This is a genomic window from Amycolatopsis sp. CA-126428 (assembly GCF_002904335.1).
Taxonomy (GTDB): Bacteria; Actinomycetota; Actinomycetes; order Mycobacteriales; family Pseudonocardiaceae; genus Amycolatopsis.
Window position 1 is genome coordinate 149,722 of sequence record NZ_PPHF01000038.1, and the last position, 22,815, is coordinate 172,536.

21 protein-coding genes and 1 pseudogene are annotated in these 22,815 nt (G+C 73.3%); 11 read left to right on the forward strand and 11 right to left on the reverse strand.

Going from position 1 to position 22,815, the window contains the following annotated elements:
* Nucleotides 1-142 precede the first annotated feature (142 nt).
* The 3 genes and pseudogenes from C2L58_RS12000 to C2L58_RS12010 all read right to left on the reverse strand — a co-directional run bounded on the left by C2L58_RS12000 (nucleotide 143) and on the right by C2L58_RS12010 (nucleotide 3,058).
* Nucleotides 143-1,624, reverse strand: coding sequence for a cobyric acid synthase (locus tag C2L58_RS12000; protein WP_103337644.1), 1,482 nt, complete (start codon nucleotides 1,622-1,624; stop codon nucleotides 143-145).
* Nucleotides 1,621-1,863 (reverse strand): annotated as a pseudogene (locus C2L58_RS50370) (IS30 family transposase); the annotation flags it as partial. The gene C2L58_RS12000 and the pseudogene C2L58_RS50370, both read right to left, overlap by 4 nt.
* A gap of 211 nt (nucleotides 1,864-2,074) precedes the next feature.
* Nucleotides 2,075-3,058, reverse strand: coding sequence for a cobalamin biosynthesis protein (locus C2L58_RS12010; protein WP_103337693.1), 984 nt, complete (start codon nucleotides 3,056-3,058; stop codon nucleotides 2,075-2,077).
* A gap of 36 nt (nucleotides 3,059-3,094) precedes the next feature.
* Between C2L58_RS12010 and C2L58_RS12015 the strand changes: the two genes are divergently transcribed.
* From C2L58_RS12015 to C2L58_RS12035, 5 genes are all read left to right on the forward strand, one after another.
* Nucleotides 3,095-3,775, forward strand: a complete 681-nt coding sequence (locus C2L58_RS12015) for a bifunctional adenosylcobinamide kinase/adenosylcobinamide-phosphate guanylyltransferase (protein ID WP_103337645.1) — start codon at nucleotides 3,095-3,097, stop codon at nucleotides 3,773-3,775.
* A gap of 13 nt (nucleotides 3,776-3,788) precedes the next feature.
* Nucleotides 3,789-4,802 carry a nicotinate-nucleotide--dimethylbenzimidazole phosphoribosyltransferase gene (gene cobT, locus C2L58_RS12020; RefSeq protein ID WP_103337646.1) on the forward strand — a complete coding sequence of 338 codons (1,014 nt, stop codon included), beginning with the start codon at nucleotides 3,789-3,791 and terminating at the stop codon, nucleotides 4,800-4,802.
* Between the two features lie 128 nt (nucleotides 4,803-4,930).
* Entirely contained in the window at nucleotides 4,931-5,221 is a 291-nt protein-coding gene (locus C2L58_RS49195) for a hypothetical protein (RefSeq protein ID WP_158264103.1), read from the forward strand.
* 23 nt (nucleotides 5,222-5,244) lie between these two features.
* The gene (locus C2L58_RS12030; RefSeq protein WP_103337648.1) at nucleotides 5,245-5,961 is read left to right on the forward strand and encodes an adenosylcobinamide-GDP ribazoletransferase; all 717 of its coding nucleotides are present in this window, start codon (nucleotides 5,245-5,247) and stop codon (nucleotides 5,959-5,961) included.
* A gap of 89 nt (nucleotides 5,962-6,050) precedes the next feature.
* Nucleotides 6,051-6,737 carry a helix-turn-helix transcriptional regulator gene (locus tag C2L58_RS12035; protein WP_233225681.1) on the forward strand — a complete coding sequence of 229 codons (687 nt, stop codon included), beginning with the start codon at nucleotides 6,051-6,053 and terminating at the stop codon, nucleotides 6,735-6,737.
* On the opposite strand, the gene C2L58_RS12040 is transcribed toward C2L58_RS12035, so the two are convergent.
* The 5 genes from C2L58_RS12040 to C2L58_RS12060 all read right to left on the reverse strand — a co-directional run bounded on the left by C2L58_RS12040 (nucleotide 6,721) and on the right by C2L58_RS12060 (nucleotide 12,059).
* Nucleotides 6,721-7,077, reverse strand: coding sequence for a VOC family protein (locus C2L58_RS12040; protein ID WP_103337650.1), 357 nt, complete (start codon nucleotides 7,075-7,077; stop codon nucleotides 6,721-6,723). The genes C2L58_RS12035 and C2L58_RS12040 overlap by 17 nt on opposite strands.
* Nucleotides 7,078-7,158: 81 nt before the next feature.
* A complete protein-coding gene (gene cobC, locus C2L58_RS12045) occupies nucleotides 7,159-8,175 on the reverse strand; it encodes an Rv2231c family pyridoxal phosphate-dependent protein CobC (protein ID WP_103337694.1) in 1,017 nt (338 codons plus the stop codon).
* On the reverse strand, nucleotides 8,168-9,505 hold the full coding sequence (locus tag C2L58_RS12050; RefSeq protein ID WP_103337651.1) for a cobyrinate a,c-diamide synthase: 1,338 nt from the start codon (nucleotides 9,503-9,505) through the stop codon (nucleotides 8,168-8,170). The genes cobC and C2L58_RS12050 overlap by 8 nt, the downstream gene beginning before the upstream one ends.
* Nucleotides 9,499-10,113 carry a cob(I)yrinic acid a,c-diamide adenosyltransferase gene (cobO, locus tag C2L58_RS12055; RefSeq protein ID WP_103337652.1) on the reverse strand — a complete coding sequence of 205 codons (615 nt, stop codon included), beginning with the start codon at nucleotides 10,111-10,113 and terminating at the stop codon, nucleotides 9,499-9,501. Before cobO ends, C2L58_RS12050 begins: the two co-directional genes overlap by 7 nt.
* Nucleotides 10,113-12,059 carry a putative cobaltochelatase gene (locus C2L58_RS12060; protein ID WP_103337653.1) on the reverse strand — a complete coding sequence of 649 codons (1,947 nt, stop codon included), beginning with the start codon at nucleotides 12,057-12,059 and terminating at the stop codon, nucleotides 10,113-10,115. The genes cobO and C2L58_RS12060 overlap by 1 nt, the downstream gene beginning before the upstream one ends.
* Before the next feature lie 68 nt (nucleotides 12,060-12,127).
* On the opposite strand from C2L58_RS12060, the gene cbiE reads away from it, so the two are divergent.
* The 6 genes from cbiE to C2L58_RS12090 are packed head-to-tail and all read left to right on the forward strand — an operon-like array spanning nucleotide 12,128 to nucleotide 19,566.
* Nucleotides 12,128-13,312 carry a precorrin-6y C5,15-methyltransferase (decarboxylating) subunit CbiE gene (gene cbiE, locus C2L58_RS12065; RefSeq protein WP_103337654.1) on the forward strand — a complete coding sequence of 395 codons (1,185 nt, stop codon included), beginning with the start codon at nucleotides 12,128-12,130 and terminating at the stop codon, nucleotides 13,310-13,312.
* Nucleotides 13,309-14,070 carry a precorrin-4 C(11)-methyltransferase gene (cobM, locus tag C2L58_RS12070; protein ID WP_103337655.1) on the forward strand — a complete coding sequence of 254 codons (762 nt, stop codon included), beginning with the start codon at nucleotides 13,309-13,311 and terminating at the stop codon, nucleotides 14,068-14,070. The genes cbiE and cobM overlap by 4 nt, the downstream gene beginning before the upstream one ends.
* On the forward strand, nucleotides 14,067-15,083 hold the full coding sequence (locus tag C2L58_RS12075; protein ID WP_103337656.1) for a Gfo/Idh/MocA family protein: 1,017 nt from the start codon (nucleotides 14,067-14,069) through the stop codon (nucleotides 15,081-15,083). Before cobM ends, C2L58_RS12075 begins: the two co-directional genes overlap by 4 nt.
* Entirely contained in the window at nucleotides 15,080-15,799 is a 720-nt protein-coding gene (locus C2L58_RS12080; protein ID WP_103337657.1) for a cobalt-precorrin-6A reductase, read from the forward strand. Before C2L58_RS12075 ends, C2L58_RS12080 begins: the two co-directional genes overlap by 4 nt.
* Nucleotides 15,796-16,455, forward strand: a complete 660-nt coding sequence (gene bluB, locus C2L58_RS12085) for a 5,6-dimethylbenzimidazole synthase (RefSeq protein WP_103337658.1) — start codon at nucleotides 15,796-15,798, stop codon at nucleotides 16,453-16,455. The genes C2L58_RS12080 and bluB overlap by 4 nt, the downstream gene beginning before the upstream one ends.
* Nucleotides 16,456-16,473: 18 nt before the next feature.
* The gene (locus tag C2L58_RS12090) at nucleotides 16,474-19,566 is read left to right on the forward strand and encodes an arabinosyltransferase domain-containing protein (RefSeq protein ID WP_103337659.1); all 3,093 of its coding nucleotides are present in this window, start codon (nucleotides 16,474-16,476) and stop codon (nucleotides 19,564-19,566) included.
* Between the two features lie 61 nt (nucleotides 19,567-19,627).
* On the opposite strand, the gene C2L58_RS12095 is transcribed toward C2L58_RS12090, so the two are convergent.
* Genes C2L58_RS12095 through C2L58_RS12105 form a run of 3 tightly spaced genes read right to left on the reverse strand, consistent with a single transcriptional unit; the run spans nucleotide 19,628 to nucleotide 22,811 of the window.
* Nucleotides 19,628-21,118: a precorrin-2 C(20)-methyltransferase gene (locus C2L58_RS12095; RefSeq protein ID WP_103337660.1), complete on the reverse strand. Its 1,491-nt coding sequence runs from the start codon at nucleotides 21,116-21,118 to the stop codon at nucleotides 19,628-19,630.
* Nucleotides 21,115-21,738: a precorrin-8X methylmutase gene (locus tag C2L58_RS12100; protein ID WP_103337661.1), complete on the reverse strand. Its 624-nt coding sequence runs from the start codon at nucleotides 21,736-21,738 to the stop codon at nucleotides 21,115-21,117. Before C2L58_RS12100 ends, C2L58_RS12095 begins: the two co-directional genes overlap by 4 nt.
* Complete coding sequence (locus tag C2L58_RS12105; protein ID WP_103337662.1) at nucleotides 21,735-22,811, reverse strand: precorrin-3B synthase; 1,077 nt, start codon at nucleotides 22,809-22,811, stop codon at nucleotides 21,735-21,737. Before C2L58_RS12105 ends, C2L58_RS12100 begins: the two co-directional genes overlap by 4 nt.
* Between the last annotated feature and the right edge of the window lie 4 nt (nucleotides 22,812-22,815).

Consider the following 22,815-nt stretch of genomic DNA (forward strand, 5'->3'; position numbering starts at 1 on the left):
CGCCCGGCGGGGCCTTGGTCGGCAAGTCACCCGGGTCGCGAAGGCCCCAGCCAGCGAGGCCAAGGCCAGCAAGGCGGCAAACCCCGGCTGGCAAACCCGCGGCCGGCAAGGTTCCGGCCGGCCGCACTCCGGCCCGGCCGGGCTAAGGCGCGCCCGGCGGCACGAACGGCAGGTCCGGCGGCGCCCCGTGCTCCAGCAACGTCCGCAGCAGGTCCGTGTCCAGGTGTTCGTCGACCGCGTCCGCCAGCTTGTCCAGCATCTCCTCGCGCAGTTCACCGAAGCCGGGCGCGTCCGGCGCCGGCGTCCAGCCGACTCCCGCCTGCGCCGCCGCTTCGGTGAGCCATGCGCGGCGGAAGGCGTCGTTCTCGAAGGCGCCGTGCCACATCGTGCCCCAGACCGCTCCCGCGCGCCGACCGTCCAGGAAGGACTCTGCCGGGGTCGTGGCGATCACCGAGCCGTGGTGGATTTCGTAGGCGTCCACCGGATGGCCGCGCCACGCCCCCGCCGGCCGGGCGAGCACCTTTTCCGCGGCGAACGTCACCCGTCCGGGCAGCAGGCCGAGGCCCCCCACCTCGCCCGCGCCGGATTCGATCTCGTCCACAATGGACTCGGTGAGCATCTGGTAGCCGCCGCAGATGCCCAGGACCGGGCGGCCCGCGGCGGCCCGGTCCGTCAGCGCCGTGTCGAGGCCGCGCTCCCGCAGCCAGGCCAGGTCGGCCACGGTGGCGCGCGACCCCGGCAGCACCACGATGTCCGCCGCCGCGACGACATCGGGGTCGGCGGTGAGCGTCACCGTGACCCCGGGCTCGGCGGCCAGTGCGTCGACGTCGGTGGCGTTGGACGCGCGCGGGAACCGGACGACCGCCACGCCGAGGCCACCACCGAGCGTTTCGCGGCGCCAGCCCGCCACGGCGAGAGCGTCCTCCGAGTCGATCCACACCCGGTCCAGCCAGGGCAGCACGCCCAGCACCGGCCGTCCGGTGATCTTCTCGAGGCTGTCCAGGCCCGGCCGCAGCAGGCCGACGTCGCCGCGGAACTTGTTGACCACCCAGCCCGCGACCAGGGCCTGGTCCTCGGCCGACAGCAGCGCGAGGGTGCCGAACATCGCCGCGAGCACGCCGCCGCGGTCGATGTCGCCGACGACCAGCACCGGCAGCCCGAACCGCCGCGCGAGCCCCATGTTGACGTAGTCGCCGCCGCGCAGGTTGATCTCCGCCGGACTGCCGGCGCCTTCGCAGACGACGACGTCGAAGCGCGTGCGGAGGTCCTCGAACGCACCGAAGGCGATCTCGGCCAGCCCCGCGCGGCCGGTGGCGTACTCCCCCGCTTCGAGAGTGCCGAACGGCTTCCCGAGCGCGACGACGTGGCTGCGCCGATCACTGCCCGGCTTGAGCAGCACGGGGTTCATCGCCGCTTCGGGTTCCACCCCGGCGGCCCGCGCCTGCACCCACTGGGCGCGGCCGATCTCGGCACCGTCGGCGCAGACCATGGAGTTGTTCGACATGTTCTGCGCCTTGAACGGCGCCACCCGCACCCCCCGGCGCGCAAGCCACCGGCAGATCCCGGCGGTGACCAGGCTCTTCCCGGCATCGGACGTCGTCCCGGCGACGAGCAGCCCGCTCATCGCCGGTTGTCCAAAGCCAGCCCGGCGCGGGCCGAGTTGTCCACAGATCGCCGTGGTCGGTCATTGAGTTCGATCGTGACCGTGTCGAGGTGCCCGGCAGTGCGGACCGCGAGGTCGGCCCCTTGGGGAAAGTACTGGCGCAGCAGTCCGTTGGTGTTCTCGTGGGATCCGCGTTGCCAGGGTGCGTGCGGGTCGCAGAAGTAGACCGGCATGTTCGTGGCCGCGGCGAACCGTGCGTGCCGGTGCACCGCTGGCGCCGGCGGAAGTGCCGTGGCCTCGGCCCGCCAGCGTTTCACGGTCCGGTAGCCGACCCCGACCTCCAGGGCCGCTTCCCTGCTGCCAGTTCCTGCTTCCACCAGCGCCATGTAGGTCACCCGCTCGGCGGTCAACGGCCTGCCACCCCGCTCGGCCCACCGACCCGGAGCCCCCAAGGCACAGTCTCGATCCGGCCTAGGCATCAGCAACTCCTGAACACTCACGTGCTGCAACCACCCCTGGAAACCGCCGAGTGGCGGGGGCCGCGACGGCGGCGATGGCCGCCGCGGCCGCCCCCACCAGCCGGGAGAGGCGCACCGCTCGGCGCAGGTCCGTCGGCTGCGGGTCGCGGCCTTCGCCGAGGCGGGCCCGGCTCTCCACCTCGCCGCCGTAGCTGTTCGTCCCGCCGAGGCGGATGTCCAGCGCTCCCGCGAACGCCGCTTCCACCTGGCCCGCGTTGGGGCTCGGGTGGCGGCCGCCGTCCCGGCGCCACACCCGCCAGGACTCCGCGGCCCGGCCGCCCGCGCACAACGCCGTGAGCGCCGCCCCGATCCGCGACGGCACCAGGTTGACTACGTCGTCCGCGCGCGCCGCGGCCCAGCCGAAGCGGCGGTAGCGCGGTGAGCGGTAGCCGACCATCGCGTCGAGCGTGTTGAGCGCGCGGTAGCCGAGGAGGCCCGGCATCCCGGCGACGGCTCCCCAGAACAAGGGCGCGACCACGGCATCCGAGGTGTTCTCGGCGATCGACTCGGTGGCCGCGCGGGTCAGCTCGGCGGAGTCGAGGGCTGTCGCGTCGCGCGCGCAGAGGTGCGAAAGCCGCTGACGCGCTTCGGGCACTTCGCCCGCTTCGAGCAGGCGGGCCATTTCGGTGCCTTCGGCGGCCAGGCCGCGTCCGCCGAGGACAACCCACGTGGACGCGGCGGTGAGGACGAAGCGCGCGAAGGGACGTCGCCGCGTCGCCGTCTGGAGCGCGACGCCGAGGCCGACGGCGCCGAAGGTGCACAGCGCGGCGTACGCGGCCCCGCGCGGCTTCGAGTCAGCCCACAGACGGTGTTCCAGCCGGGCCGCGGCGGTACCGAACAGAGCGACCGGATGGCCCGTTCGGGGGTCACCGAACAGAGCGTCGGCTACGTATCCGGTCACGAGTCCGGCCGCGGTTGTCCCTAGACGGAGTGGCACGTGGCGCACGGTAGCGCGTGCACCAGAATGCCGGGTATGACAGTGCCCAATGCCGCCTCCGCGGAAAAGCCAACGTCGGCGGGGCCCCATGCCGCCTCCGCGAAGAAACGTCCGTCGGCGGGGCTGACGCACCGGCTCGCCGGGTATCTCGAAACCCTGGCTCGCGCCCTCCGCCGGTACGGGCGCGACGAAGGCAAGGTGCTGGTCCTCGGCGGCGTCCGCTCGGGGAAGTCGCGGCACGCCGAGCGGCTCGTCGCCCACCACTCCCACCTCGTCTACGTCGCGCCCGGCCTGCCCGCGGGCGAGGACGACCCCGAATGGGCCGCGCGGGTGGCCGCGCACCAGGCGCGGCGGCCGGCGAACTGGAAGACCGTCGAGACCACCGACTTGGCCGGCATCCTGCGCACGGCGACCGAGCCGCTGCTGATCGACTGCCTCGGCACCTGGCTGTCCCGCGTGCTGGACGACGTCGGCGCGTGGCGGCAGAAACCGGGCTGGGAGCATCGCCTGGACGACCGGCTCGAGGACTTCCTGGCCGCGTGGGCCGCGGCGCGTGTGCCGGTGGTCGCGGTGAGCAACGAGGTCGGCAGCGGTGTGGTGCCCGCAACGTCGTCCGGACGGCTGTTCCGTGATGTGCTGGGCGCACTCAACAACCGGGTGTCCGCCGACGCCGACCGGGTCGTGCTGGTCGTCGCGGGCCGGGCGCTCGACCTGTAGCCAGGAGGCGCCCGTGTTCGACGTACCCGTGCCCGACCCCGCCGCCCGCACCGCCGCGCTCGAGCGGCTCGACGGCCTGGTCAAGCCGCTCGGCGCGCTGGGCAGGCTGGAGGAGATCGCGGCCTGGCTGTCCGCGGCGCACGGCACCGTGCCGCCGCGCCCGCTGGACGACGTCCGCGTGGTCGTCTTCGCGGGTGACCACGGCGTGTCGGCGCTTTCGGCGTACCCGCGCGAGGTGACCGCGGCGATGGTGCGGGTGTTCCTGGCCGGCAAGAGCGGCGTGAACGTGCTTTCCGCCCAGGTCGGGGCGCGCGTGCGGGTAGCGGACATCGGTGTCGATTGGGACGGCGCGGACGTGCCGGCCTCGGTGACGGCGCACAAGATCCGCCGCGGTTCGGGCTCGATCGACGTCGAGGACGCGTTGCTGCCGGGCGAGGCCCAGGCGGCGTTCGAAGCGGGCCGGGCGATCGCGCTGGAGGAACGCGAGGCGGACGTCCTGATCCCGGGCGACATGGGAATCGGCAACACGGCGATGTGCGCGGCGCTGGTGGCGGCCTCCCTCGGCCTGCCGGCGACGGAGGTCGTCGGCACCGGAACGGGAGTCGACGCGGCGGGCTTGGAGCGCAAGACCGCGGCGGTCGCGGCGGCGTTGACGCGGACGGCGGGCCGGACCGAGGACCCGTTCGAGAGGCTGACGGCGCTGGGCAGCGCCTGCGTGGCCGCGACGGCGGGCTTCCTGGTCCAGGCGGCGGTGCTGGGAATTCCGGTGCTGCTGGACGGGGTCTTCTCCGGCGCGGCGGCGTTGGTGGCACGGGACATCGCGCCGGGGGCGGAGCAGTGGTGGCTGGCCGGACATCGGTCGACGGAACCTTCGCAGGCGTTCGCGTTGAAGGCGCTGGGGCTGGAGCCGATCCTGGACTTCGGCCTGCGGCTCGGCGAAGGCAGCGGCGCTGTCCAGGCTGTGCCGACCCTGCGAGCGGCCCGCGCGATCTTGGCCGAGATGGGCCTGTTGGCCGACCTGGCATGAAGAAAGCAGCCCCATGGTTTCCCGGCGTGGTTACCACACCTCCGCCGGTGCCGGCAGTCGTAGCCTCGCGGTTTCCGAGCCGGGGCGAGCGGGCCCGCCGGGTCCGCCCGCCCGGGACCTCGCTGCAGATGACCGCAGCGGAGCTGAGCGGTCCGGTGTCGGCGACCAGCCGGGAACCGGACCGCAACCGGCAGCCCGACGGCGCTTGCCAGCCCTATGCCACGCAAGCGATGGCCGCCACCCGGCGACCCGGGCCGAAGATCGGCAAGCCGGCCTCGAACCGGGTGTTGCGGCTGATGATCCAGGTTCGGCCGGATGCACGCCGCTCGGCGACCGAGGCTGCGGCTGCGGCTGCGGCTGCGGCTGCGGCTGCGGCTGCGGCTGCGGCTGCGGCTGCGGCTGCGGACAACCCGACGTGAGCCGGTGGGTCGATGCCGTGCGGATGGCCATTGGGACGCTGACCACCGTGCCGGTTCCCGCTCCGCGGGTCATCGATCGGGGTGTTGCCGGGCGGGCCATGCTGCTCGCTCCCCTTGCCGCGCTGCCGCTGGCCGCGGCCGCCGGGGTGATCGTCTGGGCCGGTTCCGCTGCCGGGCTGCCCGCGCTCGCCACCGCGGCGCTCGCCCTCGGCGCCGTCGCGCTCGGCAGCCGGGGGTTGCACCTCGACGGGCTCGCCGACACCGCCGACGGACTCGGTGCCTCCTACGACCGCGCCAAGGCCCTCGACGTCATGCGCCGCGGCGACTCCGGGCCCACCGGGGTGGCCACCCTCGTCCTGGTCCTCCTCGTCCAGGTCGGTGCCCTGACCGCCGCCAACCCGATCACCGCGGCCGCGGGCGTGCTCGTCGGCCGGTGCACGCTCTCCATGGCGTGTGCACGAGGCGTTCCGACCGCGCGGCCGGACGGGCTCGGTGCCACCGTCGCCGGCTCGGTGCCGCGCGCCGCCGCGATCGCCGTGGGCGTGGCCGCCGCCGGGCTGGCGGTGCTGCTGCCCGGGCTGCCGTGGTGGCGCGGGCCGCTCGCCGTCGGCCTCGCCTACGCCGTCGCGGGTGCGCTCCTGTGGCGGTGCAACAAACGGCTCGGCGGCATCACCGGCGACGTCCTCGGTGCCGGTGTCGAAGCCGCCGTCGCGGCCGCTCTGGTCGCGTTGTCGACCTAGGTCCGCCGGCCGGCCGAGACACCCGGCGTAAGGAGCTCAAGCGCCGCAAGTGACCGAAACTGTCATACCCCCTCCTTACAGTGATCCGCGTGAACCGGACCGATCGTCTCTACGCCCTTGTCGAAGAACTGCGCGCCGTCGCGCCGCGGCCACGCAGTGCGCGCTGGCTCGCGGAGCGGTTCGAGGTCAGCGTCCGCACCGTCGAACGGGACATCAGTGCCCTGCAGCAGTCCGGCACGCCGATCTACGCCGAGGCCGGCCGCACCGGCGGGTACTGCCTCGACAAGGCGCACACGATGCCGCCGGTCAACCTGACACCCGCCGAGGCCGTCGCCATGGCGCTCGCGCTGAGACACCTCGACGCCACTCCCTTCCGGGCCGAAGGACGCTCCGCGCTGCGCAAGCTGGTCGCCGCGATGCGGCGGGAGGACGCGGACGCCGCGCAGAACCTCGCCGCCTGTGTCCACCTGCTCGGCAGCGGGCCCATCCCGCCGATGCCGCACGTGCTCGGTATCCGCCGCGTGCTGCGCATCCGGTACACCGACCGCGCAGGTACCGTCACCCGGCGGGAGATCGAGCCGCTCGGCTACGTCGGCAAGCCCACGCACTGGTACCTCATCGCCTGGTGCCGGCTGCGCAAGGAGATCCGGGCGTTCCGCACCGACCGGATCGTCTCCTACTCCGTGACCGCCGAAGTGCCGCCGCTTCGCCGGCTGCGGCCCGAGGACCTCGACATCCCGTACGGCGACGTCGATCAGCTCACTTTGGCGGGGTGAACACGGAGAAGTGGTTGCCCGCCGGGTCGAGCACGTGCGCGAACGTCACGCCGACCGGGTTGACGCTCGGTGGCCGTTGCACCCGGCCGCCGGCTTGCTCGACCTGCCGGCAGGTGGCGTCGACGTCCTCGACCAGCACGGTGAAGATCGCGTAGTCCTCCGTTCCCGTGGAGAGCCCGCCACGTGAGCCGCCGGTGTCGATCACCCGGTAGGCCGGGTCGGTGCTGGCCGACGAGTCCTGGGCGATCTTCCAGCCGAACACCTCGCCGTAGAACCGTTCGGCGGCCGCCGGGTCCGCGGTACCGATCTCGAACCAGGCGACGTCGTTGAATCCGGGCATGTCGTTCCTTCCGCTGCCACGCCGGGTGTTCCCGGTGTGCGCCCAGTTTCGGCGGCGGTGACGACAACCCCCTGTCGGTGTTTACGAAACTTCTCGCAAAGTCGCCAGGAACGCGTCCGTCGTCGCGCGGTCCCGGACCGCCAGCCGCAGGTGGTCCGGGCCGAGGCCGGGGAACGTGTCCCCCCGCCGCACCGCGTAGCCCGCCTCACGCAGGCGCGCGCGCAGGGAAGCGCCGTCGGGGACGCGGACCAGCACGAATGGGCCGCGCGGGTCGCCCAGCACCGGCACGCCCGCCGCGGTCAGGCCGGAGACCAGGTACTCGCGGTCCGACTCCGCCGCGACCGCCAGCTTTTCCGCTTCCTCCACGGCGGCCGGCCGGCAGCACGCCACGGTCGCCACGCCGGCCAACGTCGACACCGACCACGGCACCTGCACTGCCCGCAGCCGCTCGACGACATCCGCCGGAGCGAGCACGTAGCCCGCCCGCAGGCCGGCCAACCCCCAGGTCTTCGTCAGGCTGCGCAGCACGACGACACCCGGGACACCGGACGCCAGGCTCTCGGCCTCGCCCGGGATCGCGTCCAGGAACGCTTCGTCCACCACGACCAGCCGGCCGGGGCGCACCAGGGAAAGCAGTGAAGACGCGGGGTGCAGGACCGATGTCGGGTTCGTCGGATTGCCGACGAACACCAGGTCGGCGTCGGCCGGGACCAGCGCCGGATCGAGGACGAACCCGTCCGCCTCGGCGAGGACCACCCGCGAGACCGCGTGTCCCGCCGCCCGCAGCGCCGCTTCGGGCTCGGTGAACTGCGGGTGCACGACCACCGCGTGGCGCGGCCGCAAAGCCGAGGCCAGCAACGTGAACGCCTCCGCCGCACCGGCGGTGACCAGCACTTCCGAGGGAGGACGGCCGTGGCGCGCGGCCACCGCCTGCACCGCGTCCGCGGTGGACGGGTAGGCGGCCAGGGCGTCCAAAGCGGACGCCAGTTCGGCCCGCAGCCAAGCGGGCGGGCGCGGCAGCCGGACGTTCACGGCCAGGTCGACCAGCCCCGGCCCGACCTCACGATCACCGTGGTGGTGCAGGTCGTAATCAGGCACGGCCATACGCCCGCACCCGCGCCGCGAACCGCTGGGCCAGCTCGGGATACCCCGCCCAGTGGACGTGCAGGTAGGACGCGTGCAGCGTCGGCGACGCGAAGCCGTCCAGCTGCCGGTCCCAGCCCCAGGCCGCCGACGCGCCGTGCGACGGCGTCACCTCGGTCCGGTGGAACTCGTGCCCGGTGACGCGCTGGCCGGCCGTCGCCATCACGTTGTCCTCGACGGCGACCGCGCGCCGGTAGCCGAGCTTGCCGCGGGCGGTCATCTTGGCGTCCGCGGGCACGGCGCCGGCCATCGGCACGCCGTCCAGGGACTGGCACAGGTACAGCAGCCCGGCGCATTCCGCACTCACCGGCATTCCACTCCGGACCGCCGAAGCCACTTCGCGACGCAACGCCGTGTTCGCCGACAGTTCCGCCGCGTGCACCTCGGGGAACCCACCGCCGAAGTACAGGCCGGCGCACCCGTCGGGCAATGCCTCATCACGCAGCGGATCCACGTCCACGACCTCGACGCCGCAAGCCGCCAGCAGCTCGATGTTTTCGGTGTAGCGGAAGGTGAACGCCGGACCGCCGGCGGCGGCGATCGTCACCCGCGGACCATCCACCCCGGACGGCTCCCACGGCGGCGAAGAAAGCCCCGGCGCCCCGGAAGCGATCCGGACGATCGCGTCGAGATCGACGCCGTCGCGCACCCACGCAGCCAGCGCGGGCAGCACGTGCTGAGCTTCCGCGGCCCGTTCCGCCGCCGGGACGAGCCCGAGGTGACGGCTCGGCGCGTGGATCTCTTCGTTGCGGTACAACGCCCCCAGCAGCGGAACACCGGTCGCTTCCAGCGCGGACGCGATCTCGTCGAGGTGGCGCTGCGAACCGAGCTTGTTGAGGATGACCCCGGCTAGCCGCACGCGGTTGTCGTAGTGGGCGAAGCCGAGGACGGTCGCGGCGACGCTGCGGGAGGCGGCCGAGGCGTCGACGACCAGCACCACCGGCGCGTCGAGCAGCCGGGCCACGTGTGCGGTCGAGGCGTAGCCTTCGGTGCCCAGTGCCCCGTCGAACAGGCCCATCACGCCCTCGATCACGGCGATGTCGGCGCCCGCGGAACCGTGCCGCAGCAACGGAACCAGCCGGTCTTCCCCCTGCAGGAACGGGTCGAGGTTGCGCGCCGGGCGTCCGGTCGCGAGCGCGTGGTAGCCGGGATCGATGAAGTCCGGCCCGACCTTGTGCCCGGACACCCGGTGCCCGGCCGCGCGCAGCGCCGCCATCAGCCCGGCGGCGATCGTGGTCTTGCCGTGCCCGGAACCGGGCGCGGCGATGACCACCCGCGCTACCACTCGATCCCCCGCTGACCCTTCTGGCCGGCGTCCATCGGGTGCTTGACCTTGGTCATCTCGGCGACCAGGTCGGCGGCCTCGACGAGTTCCGGCGGCGCGTACCGGCCGGTGATGACGACGTGCTGGTGCCCGGGCCGCGAGACCAAAGTGGACACCACGTCGCCGACGTCGAGCCAGCCCCACTTGAGCAGGTAAGAAAATTCGTCGAGGACGTAGAAGTCGTGCGTCTCGGCGGCGAGCCGGCGCTTGATCTCCGCCCACCCCTCACGGGCGTTCGAAGCGTGATCCTCTTCGGTGCCGGACTTGCGCGCCCAGCTCCAGCCCTCGCCCATCTTGTGCCACTCGACCGGCCCGCCCTCGCCGGTGTCGTCGTGCAGCTTGCCCAATGCCTTGAACGCGGCTTCCTCGCCGACGCGCCACTTCGCCGACTTGACGAACTGGAACACGCCGATCGACCAGCCCTGGTTCCAGGCGCGCAGCGCCATCCCGAACGCGGCCGTCGACTTGCCCTTCATTTCGCCGGTGTGCACGGCGAGCAGCGGCCGGTTGCGGCGCTGCCGCGTGGTCAGGCCGTCGTTCGGGACGGCTTCCGGTTTGCCCTGCGGCATCAGGCGGCCCTTCCGGTCCGGGCACGGACGGCGTCCGCCAGCGATTCGGCGGCGACATCGGCGAGGGGGACGTGTTCCGCGCCGAGGTGGGCGGCGAGGTCGGCGGCCAGGCCGAGGCGCATCTTGCCGCTCTCGCAGTCCATGACGACCGTCGTGACGCCGGCCAGGAGCCCGGCCGCGGCCTGGGCGCGGGCGACGGCGTCGGGACCGCTGGTGGCGCGGCCGTCGGTGACGACGACCAGCAGCGGGCGGCGCCGGGGGTCGCGGATTTCCTCGACGCGCAGCACGCGCGCCGCCTCCAGGAGCCCTTCGGCCAGGGGCGTCCGGCCGCCGGTCGGGAGGCCTTCGAGGCGGGACGCGGCCGCGTCGACGCTGATCGTCGGCGGCAGCGCGAGTTCGGCCGCGTCGCCGCGGAACGTGACGAGCCCGACCTTGTCGCGGCGCTGGTAGGCGTCGAGCAGCAGCGACAGGACCGCGGACTTGACCTCGCGCATCCGCGCCTTCGCACCCATCGAACCGGACGCGTCCACGCAGAACAGCACGAGGTTGCCTTCCCGGCCTTCGCGCAGCGCGAACCGCAGGTCTTCGGGACGCAGCTCGAGCCCGGCACCGGTGCGGCCGCGGGCTTTCTGGTGCGGTGCCGCGGCTTTCACGGTCGCGACCAGGTGGGGCCGGCCCTCGCGGACGCTCGCGGGCTGGACGCCGATCGTCCGGCCGCTGTCGGTGATCGCGCGCGAACGACGGCCGCGTTCGCCCTCGCCCATGCCCTTGACGCGGAAGACGCGTGCCTTGAACGTCTCGCCGGCCCCGACGGTCTTCTGCTGCCCGCCGCTCTGCGGCTTCGGTTCACCTTGCGGTGCGTTTTCGCTGCCCTGGGGAACTTCGTCTTGGGACGGCGCCGAACCTGAGCCAGGGCCGTCGTCTTCGGGGCCGGGGTCCGGTTCGGCGTCCTGCAGCGCCTGCTCCAGCTGCTCTTCCGAGATCCCCGGCGCGTCGAACGGGTTCCGGCGGCGCCGGTGCGGCAGCGCGAGCCGCGCGGCGACGCGGACGTCTTCGGTGGTCACCTCGTCACGGCCGGCCCAGGCCGCGTGCGCGACCGCCGTCCGCGCGGTGACGATGTCCGCGCGCATGCCGTCGACCTCGAAGGACGCGCAGACCTCGGCGATCCGGCGCAGAGCGTCGTCGGGGAGCTTGACGGCGGGCAGAAGCCGTTGCGCCGCTTCGATGTCCGCGGCGAGCTGAGCGTCTTCGCCGGCGTACTGCGCGGCGAAGGCGTCGGGATCGGCTTCGTAGGCCAGGCGACGGCGGACGACCTCGACGCGCTGCTCCGGATCGCGGCTGGAGGCGACCTCGACGGTCAGCCCGAACCGGTCCAGCAGCTGCGGCCGCAGCTCGCCCTCTTCGGGGTTCATGGTGCCGATCAGCACGAACCGCGCGGCGTGCGAGACCGAAACGCCTTCGCGTTCCACGGTCGCGCGGCCCATCGCGGCGGCGTCCAGGAGCGTGTCGACGAGGTGGTCGTGCAGCAGGTTGACCTCGTCGACGTAGAGCAGCCCGCGGTGCGCGGCGGCCAGCAGGCCGGGCTGGAAGTCCGTGACGCCTTCGGCGAGCGCGCGTTCCAGGTGCAGCGAGCCGATGACGCGGTCTTCGGCGGCGCCGACCGGCAGTTCGACCAGCTTCGCGGGCCGCCGGTGGCCGGTCGCGCCGTCGTGCGGGCCGTCCGGGCAGAGCGGGTCGGGAGCCGCGGGATCGCAGGAGAACCGGCAGCCGCCGACGACGTCGACACCCGGCAGGAGGCCGGCGAGCGCACGGACCATCGTCGACTTCGCGGTGCCCTTTTCTCCGCGCACCAACACCCCGCCGACCGCGGGCGAGATCGAGGACAGGACCAGCGCCAGGCGCAGGTCCGGCAACCCGACGACGGCGGTGAACGGGTACGGCTTCAAAGGCGCTCCTCCAGCTCGGCGACCGGCCGATCATCGCACAGCGGCCGCCTCGCTTAGGGTGGGAAATCGTGCGCGAAGAATCACGTCGATCCGCGGCGGAGGCGGGCTCCGCGAACCGCCTGACCGTGGTCGGGATCGGGGCGGACGGCTGGCCCGGCCTGTCGGAACAGGCGAAGGCCGCGGTGCTCGCCGCCGACGTCGTGCTGGGTGCGCCCCGGCAGCTGGCCTACCTGCCCGAGGAGGTCCCGGCGCAGGCGTGGCCGACGCCGTTGCTGCCGGGGCTGGACGCGGTCATCGCGGAGCACGAAGGCGCCCGGATCTGCGTCCTGGCCAGCGGTGATCCGTTTTTGTCGGGGGTGGGTGCCACACTGGTGGCCCATGGATACGAGGTCGAGGCGCTGCCTGCGCTCTCCTCGGTGACACTGGCCCGGGCACGGCTGGGCTGGTCCGCCGAGGAGACCGAGGTGGTCACCATCGTCGGCCGGTCGTCGGCCCGCGTCGCCCGGGTTCTGGCGCCGCGCCGGCGAGTGCTCGTCCTGGGTGCCGACGCGCCCGCTTTGCGCTCCCTGCTCACCGTGCGGGGTTATGGCGAGAGCGAACTGATCGCGTTGGAGAACCTGGGCGGGCCCGACGAGCGCATCTCCGACGGCTGGGCCGGCGATCCCGGACCGCTGACGGTGTTCGCGCTGGCGTGCGCGGGTCCGGCGTTGCCGCTGATCGGCATCCCGGACGACGTGTACGCCCACGACGGGCAGTTGACCAAGCGCGACCTGCGAGTGTCGGCGCTGGCCCGCCTCGCGCCGAGTCCCGGCGAGCTGTTGTGGGACGTCGGCGCGGGCGCGGGCAGCGTCGGCATCGAGTGGTCACGGCTGCACGGGCTCAACCGCGCGGTCGCGATCGAGCGTTCGGCCGAGCGGGCCGAGCGGATCGCCCGGAACGCATTGGACCTGGGAGTACCGGAACTGGAGGTGGTGGCGGGGGAAGCACCGGAAGCGCTGAGCGCGCTGCCCGCACCGGACGCGGTCTTCATCGGAGGCGGCGTGACGGCGCCGGGCGTACTGGAGGCGTGCGTGGCCACGGGCGCACGAGTGGTGGCGCACGGGGTGACGCTGGAGGCCGAGCAGGTCCTGGCGCGCGCGTACGAGGAGCACGGAGGGGAGCTGCTGCGGATCGGTGTGGAGAAGGCGGCCCCGCTGGGCGGCTTCACGGGCTGGACCCCGGCTCGGGTCGTGACGCAGTGGAGCAACCGATGACCGTGCACTTCATCGGCGCCGGGCCGGGGGCTGCCGACCTCATCACCGTGCGGGGCCGGGACCTGCTCGCCCGGTGCGGGGTCTGCCTCTACCCCGGCAGCATGACGCCGCCCGATCTGCTCGCCTACTGCCCGCCCGGGGCCGAGCTCGTCGACACGGCGAACCTCAGCCTCGAGCAGATCGTCGCGAGGCTGGTCGAGGCCCACCGCGCCGGGCACGAGGTCGCGCGCCTGTGCTCGGGGGATCCGTCGCTCTACAGCGCCGTCGCCGAGCAGGTGCGGCGGCTGGACGCGGCCGGGGTTCCCTACGCCGTCGTCCCCGGCGTGCCCGCCTTCGCCGCTTCGGCCGCCGCGCTGAAGCGGGAGCTCACCGTGCCCGAAATCGGGCAGAGCCTGGTGATCACCCGGGTCCAGGCCCGCTCGACCAAGATGCCGCCCGGGGAGACCCTCGCCGCCTTTGCCGCAACCGGGGCCACCCTCGCGCTGCACCTCGCGATCAACCACGTCGAGCGGGTGGCCGGGGAACTCCGGCCGCACTACGGCGCGGACTGTCCCGTCGCCGTCGTCGCGCTCGCGAGCCAGCCCGGGGAAACCGTCGTGCGCGGGGTGCTCGGCGAGCTGCCCGCGCTGGTCCGCGAAGCCGGGATGACGCGCGCCGCCACCATCTTCGTCGGGCGGGTGCTCGCCGCGACCGACTTCCCCGACAGCTTCCTCTACTCGAGTGCCCGTGACCGGGCGAACCAACCGGAGTCGTTGTGACGGAACTGCGCTGGGGCCTGCTGGCCGCCGGGACGATCGCCGCCCACTTCGCCGCGGGCGTCGACGAAAGCAAGCACGGCGTCCTCGGCGCCGTCGCGGCGCGGGACGCCGGGCGCGCGCGGGACTTCGCCACGCGCTTCGACATCCCGAAGGCCTACGGCAGCTACGAAGAGCTCCTCGCCGACCCGGACATCGACGCCGTGTACGTCTCGACGCCGCACGCGATGCACAAGCAGTGGGCCATCGCCGCCGCCGAGGCCGGGAAGCACGTGCTGTGCGAGAAGCCGCTGACGATCACCGCGGCCGATGCCGAGGAGGTGATCGCGGCCGCCCGCGCGTACGACGTCTTCCTGATGGAGGCGTTCATGTACCGGCTGCACCCGCAGACGCGGCGGCTGGCCGAGCTGATCTCGTCCGGCGCCATCGGCGAGGTCCGCGCGGTGGACACGACCTTCTCCTTCGACAGCAACCCGGAGGAGACAGCCCGGCTCGGCGACCCGGCGCTCGGCGGCGGCGGGATCCTCGACGTCGGCTGCTACTGCACGTCGCTGGCCCGGCTGGTCGCGCAGGCCGCGACCGGGCAGGACGTCGTCGAACCGTCCGAGGTCAGCGGGATGGCGCACCTGTCCGCCACCGGCGTCGACGAGTGGGCGACGGGCCTGCTGCGCCTGCCCGGGGACATCCTCGCGACGATTTCGTGCGGGATCCGGCTGACCCGAGAGGACGGCATCCACGTCTTCGGCTCGCTGGGGCAGATCCACATCCCGCAGCCCGCGTGGATCCACCCGCTGCGCAAGCCGGGCGTCTCGCAGATCATCCTGACCCCGGCCGGCGGCGAGCCGGAGGTCATCGAGGTCGAAGCCACGCAGGGCGTCTTCGCGCGCGAAGCGGACCACGTCGCCGCGCACGTCGAAGACCGGCAGGCGCCCGAGCTGACCTGGGCGGAGACCCTCGCCAACCTGCGTACGCTGGACCGCTGGCGCGAAGCCGTCGGCTACGGGCGTTCCTCGTGATCCTCATCCTCGGCGGGACCGGCGAAGCCCGGCAGCTCGCCGAAGCGCTCACCGCGCGCGAAGTCCGCGTTGTCACTTCGCTGGCCGGACGCGTCGCACGGCCGCGGCTTCCCGCCGGCGAAGTGCGCGTCGGCGGCTTCGGCGGCCCGGACGGCCTGGCGCGGTACCTGCGCGAAAACCGGATCGAAGCCGTCGTCGACGCCACGCACCCCTTCGCCGAGCGCATCGGCGCGAACGCGGCAAAAGCGGCGGAGCTGACGGAACTCCCCCTCCTCCGGCTCGCGCGGCCCGGCTGGCGGCCGGGCCCCGGGGACACCTGGCACTGGGCCGACGACCTCGCCGACGCCGCGCGCCGCCTGCCGGACCTGGGCGAACGCGTCTTCCTCACCAGCGGCCGCCAAGGTCTGCCGGCGTTCGCGCACCTCGATGACCTGTGGTTCCTGATCCGCTGCGTCGACCCGCCCGAGCCGCCGCTCCCGCGGCACCACGAGCTCCTCCTCGCCCGCGGGCCGTACGAGGTGGCAGCCGAGCGCCGGCTGCTCGAAAGGGTCGACGTCCTGGTCACCAAGGACTCCGGCGGCCCGCAAACCGAAGCGAAGCTGACGGCGGCCCGCGAACTCGGGAAGCCCGTCGTGGTGGTCCGGCGGCCGCCCCGGCCGCACACGGAGACCGCCGAAACCGTTCCTGAAGCCGTCGAATGGGTTCTGCACCGATGATCGAAGAGTTCTACGAAGTCCTGCGCAAGCGGCGGGACGTCCGCGGCGAGTTCACCGGCGCGCCGATCCCCGAAGCCACGCTGACGCGGATCCTCGAGGCCGCGCACGCCGCGCCGAGCGTCGGGCTCACCCAGCCGTGGGACTTCGTGCTGGTCGACGACTACGGGACGCGCGAGAAGTTCGCCAAGCACGTCCACGAAGAACGGGAGGTCTTCGCCGGGCAGCTCGGCGAAGAGCGCGCGAGCACGTTCGCGAACATCAAGGTGGAAGGCATCCTCGAGGCCAGCCTCGGCGTCGTCGTCACCTACGACCCGGCGCGCGGCGCGCCCGACGTGCTCGGCCGGCACGCCATCGCCGACGCCGGCCTGTACTCGGTGTGCCTCGCCATCCAGAACCTCTGGCTCGCCGCGACCGCCGAGGGCCTGGGCACCGGCTGGGTCAGCTTCTACCGCGAGCCGTTCCTGAGCGAGCTGCTCGGCATCCCGGACGGCGTCCGGCCGGTCGCGTGGCTCTGCGTGGGGCCGGTGAGCAAGCTGGAGACCGTGCCGGACCTGGAGCGCCACGGCTGGCGCAGCCGCCGGCCCCTGGCCGCGGCGATACACCACGGGCGATTCACCCCACGTGACCCGGGGGCTGCGTCAGCCGCCGACGTCTGACCCGTTAGCGTTGCGCCGATGCGTCTGATTGCCGTAGCGCTAGGGCTGCTCTCGGCCTTGTGCGCGCTGGCTTTCCCCTTCCTGCCGGTGGTGCAGGACACGGCGGAGGTCGTCTGGCCGACCGGCAGCGACACCCGCTCCGTCAACGCGCCCTTGACCGGGTACTGGGCCCAGGACCTGCGTGCCGAGCTGCCGTGCGCGGCCATCCGCTCGGTGGACGCCCGCACGAACGGGCCCGGCCTGCTCTTCGCCACCGTGCCGGACGGCCGCACCGACCCGAAGGCCGGCAACGGCGTCGGCATGCAGCTGCGCGTCGACAACGGCGTGCTGCTCGCCTCGAGCCAGGGCCAGCAGATCGCCCAGCAGCCGCTGCCCGCCGAAAAGTGCGACGTCGAACTGGACGTCGACGCGACGCAGATGACGCTCGCCGTCGCCGGGACACCGATCTTCCACGCGGGCGGCGACGTCCGTCCCCGCGTCGTCGGCATCTACTCCTCCATCAACTCGAGCAAGGACCCGATCGCCGGCCTGCACGTCTCGGTCGTCCCGGACACGCGGTACCAGACGTCGCCGACCGCGCTGAAGATCCTCGTCGGCGTGCTCGCCGTGCTGTCGCTCATCGGCTGCCTGATCGCGGTCTGGCGCCGCGACTCCGGCTTCGCGCGCCGCGCCCCGCGCTGGGCGCCGGTCGGCTGGTGGCGGCTGACGGCGCGGGACGTGACGGTGATCGTCGCGCTCGGCGCCTGGGTCTTCATCGGGCCGGTGACCTCGGACGACGGCTACATCCTCACGATGGCCCGGGTCACCGAGGCGACCGGCTACCTGACGAACTACCACCGCTGGTTCGGCGTCGCCGAGGCGCCGTTCGGCTGGTTCTACCACCTCTTCGAGCTGATGGCGCACGTCAGCGTGGTGCCGCCGTGGATCCGGCTGCCGTCGTTCCTGCTCGGCGTGCTCAGCTGGCTGCTGATCAGCCGCGAGGTGATGCCGCGGCTGGGCACCCAGATCCGCACCAGCAGCCCGGCCGGCTGGGCCGCCGCGACGGTTTTCCTGATCTGGTGGATGCCCTACAACAACGGCGTCCGCCCGGAACCGGTGGCCGCGCTCGGCTCGCTGCTGGCGATCTGCGCGGTCGAGCGCGCGCTGGTGACGCGGCGGCTGCTGCCCCTGTGCCTCGGCCTGACCGCGGCCGGGTTCACCCTGGCCGCGACGCCGACCGGGCTGATCGCGGTGGCGCCGTTCCTGGTCGCCGCGCGGCCGCTGTTCAAGCTGGTGCGCCAGCGCGCGAACGAGAGCGGCTGGCTGCCGGTGCTCGCGCCGGTCGCCGCGGCCGGGCTGCTGGTGCTGGTCGTGGTGTTCGCCGACCAGACCTTCGCGACCGTGCAGGAAGCGACCCGGATCCGGACCCAGGTGGGCCCGAACCTGTCGTGGTTCCAGGAGCTCGCGCGCTACCAGCTGCTGTTCGCCGACCTGCCGGACGGCTCGGCGCCACGCCGGTTCCCGGTGCTGCTGGTCGTCCTGTGCACCGCGACCTGCCTGGTGATGCTGCTGCGCCGCGGCCGCATCCCCGGTGCGTCGCTCGGCCCCGCCCGCCGCCTGATCGGCACGACGGCGGTGTTCTTCCTGCTGCTGGCCCTGACGCCGACGAAGTGGACGCACCACTTCGGCGCGTTCGCCGCGGTCGGCGCGTCGATGGCGGCGCTGACCGCGCTCGCCACCAGCTCGACGGTCCTGCGGTCCAAACGCAACCGCGCCGCCTTCCTCGCCGGGCTGCTGGTCGTCGCCGCGCTGGCGGCGACCGGCCCGAACACCTACTGGTTCGTCTCGCGCCTCGGTGTCCAGTGGACGAACGTGGCGCCGTCGATCGGCGGCATCGGCCTGTCCACGATCCTGCTGGTCGCGGCCGCGGTGGCCGGGGTGTACGCGTTCGTCGAGAACGTCCGCGCGCACCGGCCGGGCCTGCCGGACCAGCCCCAGGAAGGCCGGCTGCGCGCGCTGCGGCTCGGGTCGCTTTCGCTCGTGGTGGTCTGCGGCCTCGTCGCGGCGGGCGAGTTCGTCACGATGGCGTGGGCGATCCACAACCAGTCCGGCAGCTACAGCCTCGGCGCGGCCAACATCGGGCACCTGTTCGGCAAGAGCTGCAACCTCTCCGACCACGTGATGGTCGAGCGCGACGCGGCGACGAGCATCCTGCACCCGCAGGCCGAGCAGCGGACCGTCGCGGAGAAGGTCAAGGAGCCGGACTCCCCGCTGCCGAACCCGGACCAGGACAACGGCCGTGTCCAGACCGGCTTCCACACCCGCCCGGTCGACGACAAGGACCCCCTGGCCGAGCCCCCGCACGGGTTCACGCCGGAAAAGGTGCCGATGTGGTCGAGCTACCTCGACCCGGAGACGCGCGCCGGGCGGCTGCGCAGCGACTGGTACGCGCTGACGGAGAAGCCGGCGGACGGCCAGATCGTGGTGGCCACGGCGGGCGCGGCCCGCCGTCCGACGTCGGTCAGCCTCGACTACGGCGTCGACACCCCGGACGGCGTGAAGGTCCTGCGCAGCCAGTTCATGCTCCCGCCGGGCGCGGGCACCAACGGCTGGAACGACACCCGCATCAACCTGCGCGACCTGCCGCCGGAGACGAACGCGGTCCGCGTCAACATCGTCGACAACGACCTGACCGAGGACGGCTGGATCGCGGCCTCGGCCCCGCGCGTCCCGACGTTCACGACGCTGACGGACCGCATCGGCTCGAAGCCGGTGTACGTGGACTGGCCGGCGTCGTTCGTGTACCCGTGCGTCCAGCCGGTGACGTCCCACGACGGCATCTCGCAGGTCCCGGACTACCGCATCACGGCGGGTGGCCTGGCGGACGAGGCCCAGTGGGCGTCCTCGACGAACGGCGGGCCGATCGGCTGGCTGGAGGAGCTGGCCGAGGAGCCGGAGGTGCCGAGCTACCTGATCGGCCAGCCGAGCCAGTCGTGGGGCCAGCTGCTGCAGATCGAGCCGTTCACCGAGGGCATCGCGCCGACGGTGGTGCACGGGGAGAAGACGGTGCCGGGCTGGTGGTCACCGGGACCGGGACCGCGGCAGCCGAACGGCAAGGACCCGACGCGCTGACCGTCGTGAGTGGTAAGGCGGGTTCTAACCCGCCTTACCACTCACGACAAGCCGCGGCAGACTAGTAACTGCGGGGCGTCCAGACGGTGCCGTTCTCCGCTCGGGTCTTCGACGAGCCCACGATCAGCAGGCACCGCATGTCCACCGTCGCCGGATCGAGGTCGCCCAGCGTCGTGATGCGGATGTCCTCCTCCGGGCCGCCGACGTCCCGGGCCACCACCACCGGGGTGTCCGCGGAACGGTGGCGGAGCAGCACGGCACGCGCGTCGGCCAGCTGGGTCGTCCGGGTGCGGGACGCCGGGTTGTACAGGGCCAGCACCAGGTCCGCCGCGCCCGCCGCGTCGAGGCGCTTCTCGATGATCTCCCACGGCTTCAGCCGATCCGACAGCGACAGCACGCAGTAGTCGTGGCCCAGCGGGGCTCCCACCCGGGACGCCGCCGCCTGGGCCGCGGTCACTCCGGGCACGATCCGGACCCGGACGCCGGTGCCGTGCCCGGCGGACACCTGCTCCAGCACCGCCGACGCCATCGCGAACACGCCCGGGTCGCCCGAGGACACCACCGCGACCCGGGAGCCGGACGCGGCCAAGGACAACGCCTCGCGGGCCCGGTCCGCCTCGACGCGGTTGCCGGACGCGTGCCGCTGCTGGCCCGCCTTCTGCGGCACCCGCGCGACATACGGCCCGTACCCGACGACGTGCTCCGCCGCGTCAAGCTCCGCAGCAGCTTCGGGCGTCAGCCACTCGGGACCGGCCGGGCCGAGACCCACGACGACGACCTCACCGGCCGAAGGCGCGGCAGCCGGAGGGGAAGCCGGCGAAGACTGACGTGACGCGTAAGCCGGCGAAGGCAGCAACGCCAGCGAGAAGTACGGCACCGTCGAAGGATCCACCGAAGCCAACGGCTCCATGCGCTGCTGGCCCCAAGTCGCGCGCTCGACGTAGACGGCGTCGTCCAGCTTGCCCGCCTCCGCGAACGCCTCTCGCACCGACGAGAACGTCCGGCCCAGCTTCAGCACCGCCGCCGCGTCGGTGTCGGCGAGGCGCCGGGCCAGTTCCGGGGCCGGCAGCGTGCCCGGGAGCACCGTCAGCACCTCGTCGCGCTGCACCAGCGGGCGGCCGAAGACCGACGACGCCGCGCTCACCGACGTCACGCCCGGGACGACCACCGCCTCGAAGCGGCCGGAAAGCCGTTCGTGCATGTACATGTACGAGCCGTAGAAGAACGGGTCGCCTTCGCAGAGCAGGACCACGTCGCGGCCCGCGTCGAGGTGCTCGGCCAGCCGCTTCGCGCTCAGCTCGTAGAAGTCGGCGATCGCGCCCTCGTACCCGCCCGGGTGGTCGGTCGTCTCGGTCGTGACCGGGTAGACGAGCTTCTCCTCGAGCTGCCCCTCGCGCAGGTACGGCTCGGCGACCGACCGCGCGATGCTCCGGCCGTGCCGCGCGCAGTGGTAGGCGATCACCGAGGCTTCGGAAATCAGGCGCGCCGCCTTGACCGTCATCAGTTCCGGGTCGCCGGGGCCGAGCCCGACGCCGTACAGCGTTCCGGTCATTCTTCGGCGCTCGCAAGGGCGTTGATCGCCGCGACGGCCATCGCGCTGCCGCCTCGCCGGCCGTGCACCACCAAGTACGGTGCCGGGGCGCGCTTGGCCAGCTCCTCTTTGGACTCCGCCGCGCCGACGAAACCGACCGGGACGCCGATGATCGCCGCGGGCGCGCCGACGCCTTCGTCGAGGATCTCCAGCAGGCGGAACAACGCCGTGGGCGCGTTGCCGATGGCCACCACCGAACCAGGCAGCTTGTCGCGCCACAGTTCCAGCGCGGCGGCCGAGCGCGTGGTGCCCATCCGCTCGGCCAGACCGGGCACCGCCGGGTCCGAGAGCGTGCAGAGCACCTCGTTGTTCGCGGGCAGGCGACGGCGGGTGACGCCGCTGGCGATCATCTGCGCGTCGCACAGAATCGGTGCGCCCGCTTCGAGGGCGGCGCGGCCGGACTCGACGACGTCGAGCGTGTAGCGCAGGTCGTCGACCAGATCGACCATGCCGCAGGCGTGGATCATCCGGACCGCCAGCCCGGCCACGTCGTCGGGCAGGATCGCCAGGTCCGCCTCCTCGCGGATCGTGGCGAACGAGTGCCGGTAGATCTCGGCACCGTCCCGCAGGTAGTCGATCACAGCTTCCCTTCCATCTCGTCGAGCGGCACCCAGCGGCCGTCGATGCGGTAGCCCCCCGCTTCGGCGACAACGTCCACATAGGACTGCGACGGCCTTCCGCACCGCCGTTCACAGCCCGAGAAGTGCGCGCGCAGGCCCGGCCGGAACACCGCGTCGGCGCGGACGTCGGCGCGTGACTTCGCGCAGCCCGGACGGCCGATGCACGCGGTGGTCCCCAACGCCTCGCCCCCGAAGCCCAGCCGCTCGAAGACGTCGGTGGGCGCGTCCGGCAGGACCAGTGACTTCCACGGCGTGACCAGCGCCGTCCCGCACTCCGCCAATGCCCGCGCCTGCGTCGCGGACAGCTGCCCGAAGCGCGGGACGACACCGGCCGCGAAGCCGCTGCCGTCCTTGGGAATCAGCCCGGCCGGGACCTCGGCCGCGGTCCGCGGCACCGGCGTCCCGCGCCAGGCCGGGTCGTCGAGTTCGGCGACGCGCCAGGCGGCGCCTCGCACCCGGCAGAACTCCAGCGCCACCTCGATCAGCACCGCCACCGCGTCGGCGCGGGCCACTCGTCGTCCCGTGTCGCCGCCCGCGAGCAGCAGCGTTCCCTCGGCAGGGCCCGTCGCGCGCCAGCAGACGTCGGCGCCTTCGCCGGCGACGTCCCCGCGTCCGTCGTCGAAGGCGAAGAGGAACCGCCCGGGCAGAGCCGCCAGCTCCGGCGTCGAACACAGCACCAGGTCCAGCGCGGCCGCCAGGCCGCGGACGTCGGCGAGGCCGCCGCGCACTCCGCTCAGCGGTGACGCGAGGACGTTCCGGACCCGCTCGTGCGACGACGAAGGCAGCAGACCCGCTCCGGTCAGCCGGTCCGCGAGGCCGGGCTTGGTGACGCCGCGGAGCTGGACGTTGCCGCGCGAGGTGAGGTGGAGGTCGCCGTCGCCGCAGGCTTCGGCCGCGTCGGCCAGCGCGCGCAGCTGCACTGCGGAAATCGTGCCGCCGGGCAGCCGCACCCGCGCCAACGGGCCGTCGGCGGCGTCGTGGGGTGCGAAAACACCGGGGCACGCGTCGGCTCGCACGCGTGCTGGGGTCGGCATGAGG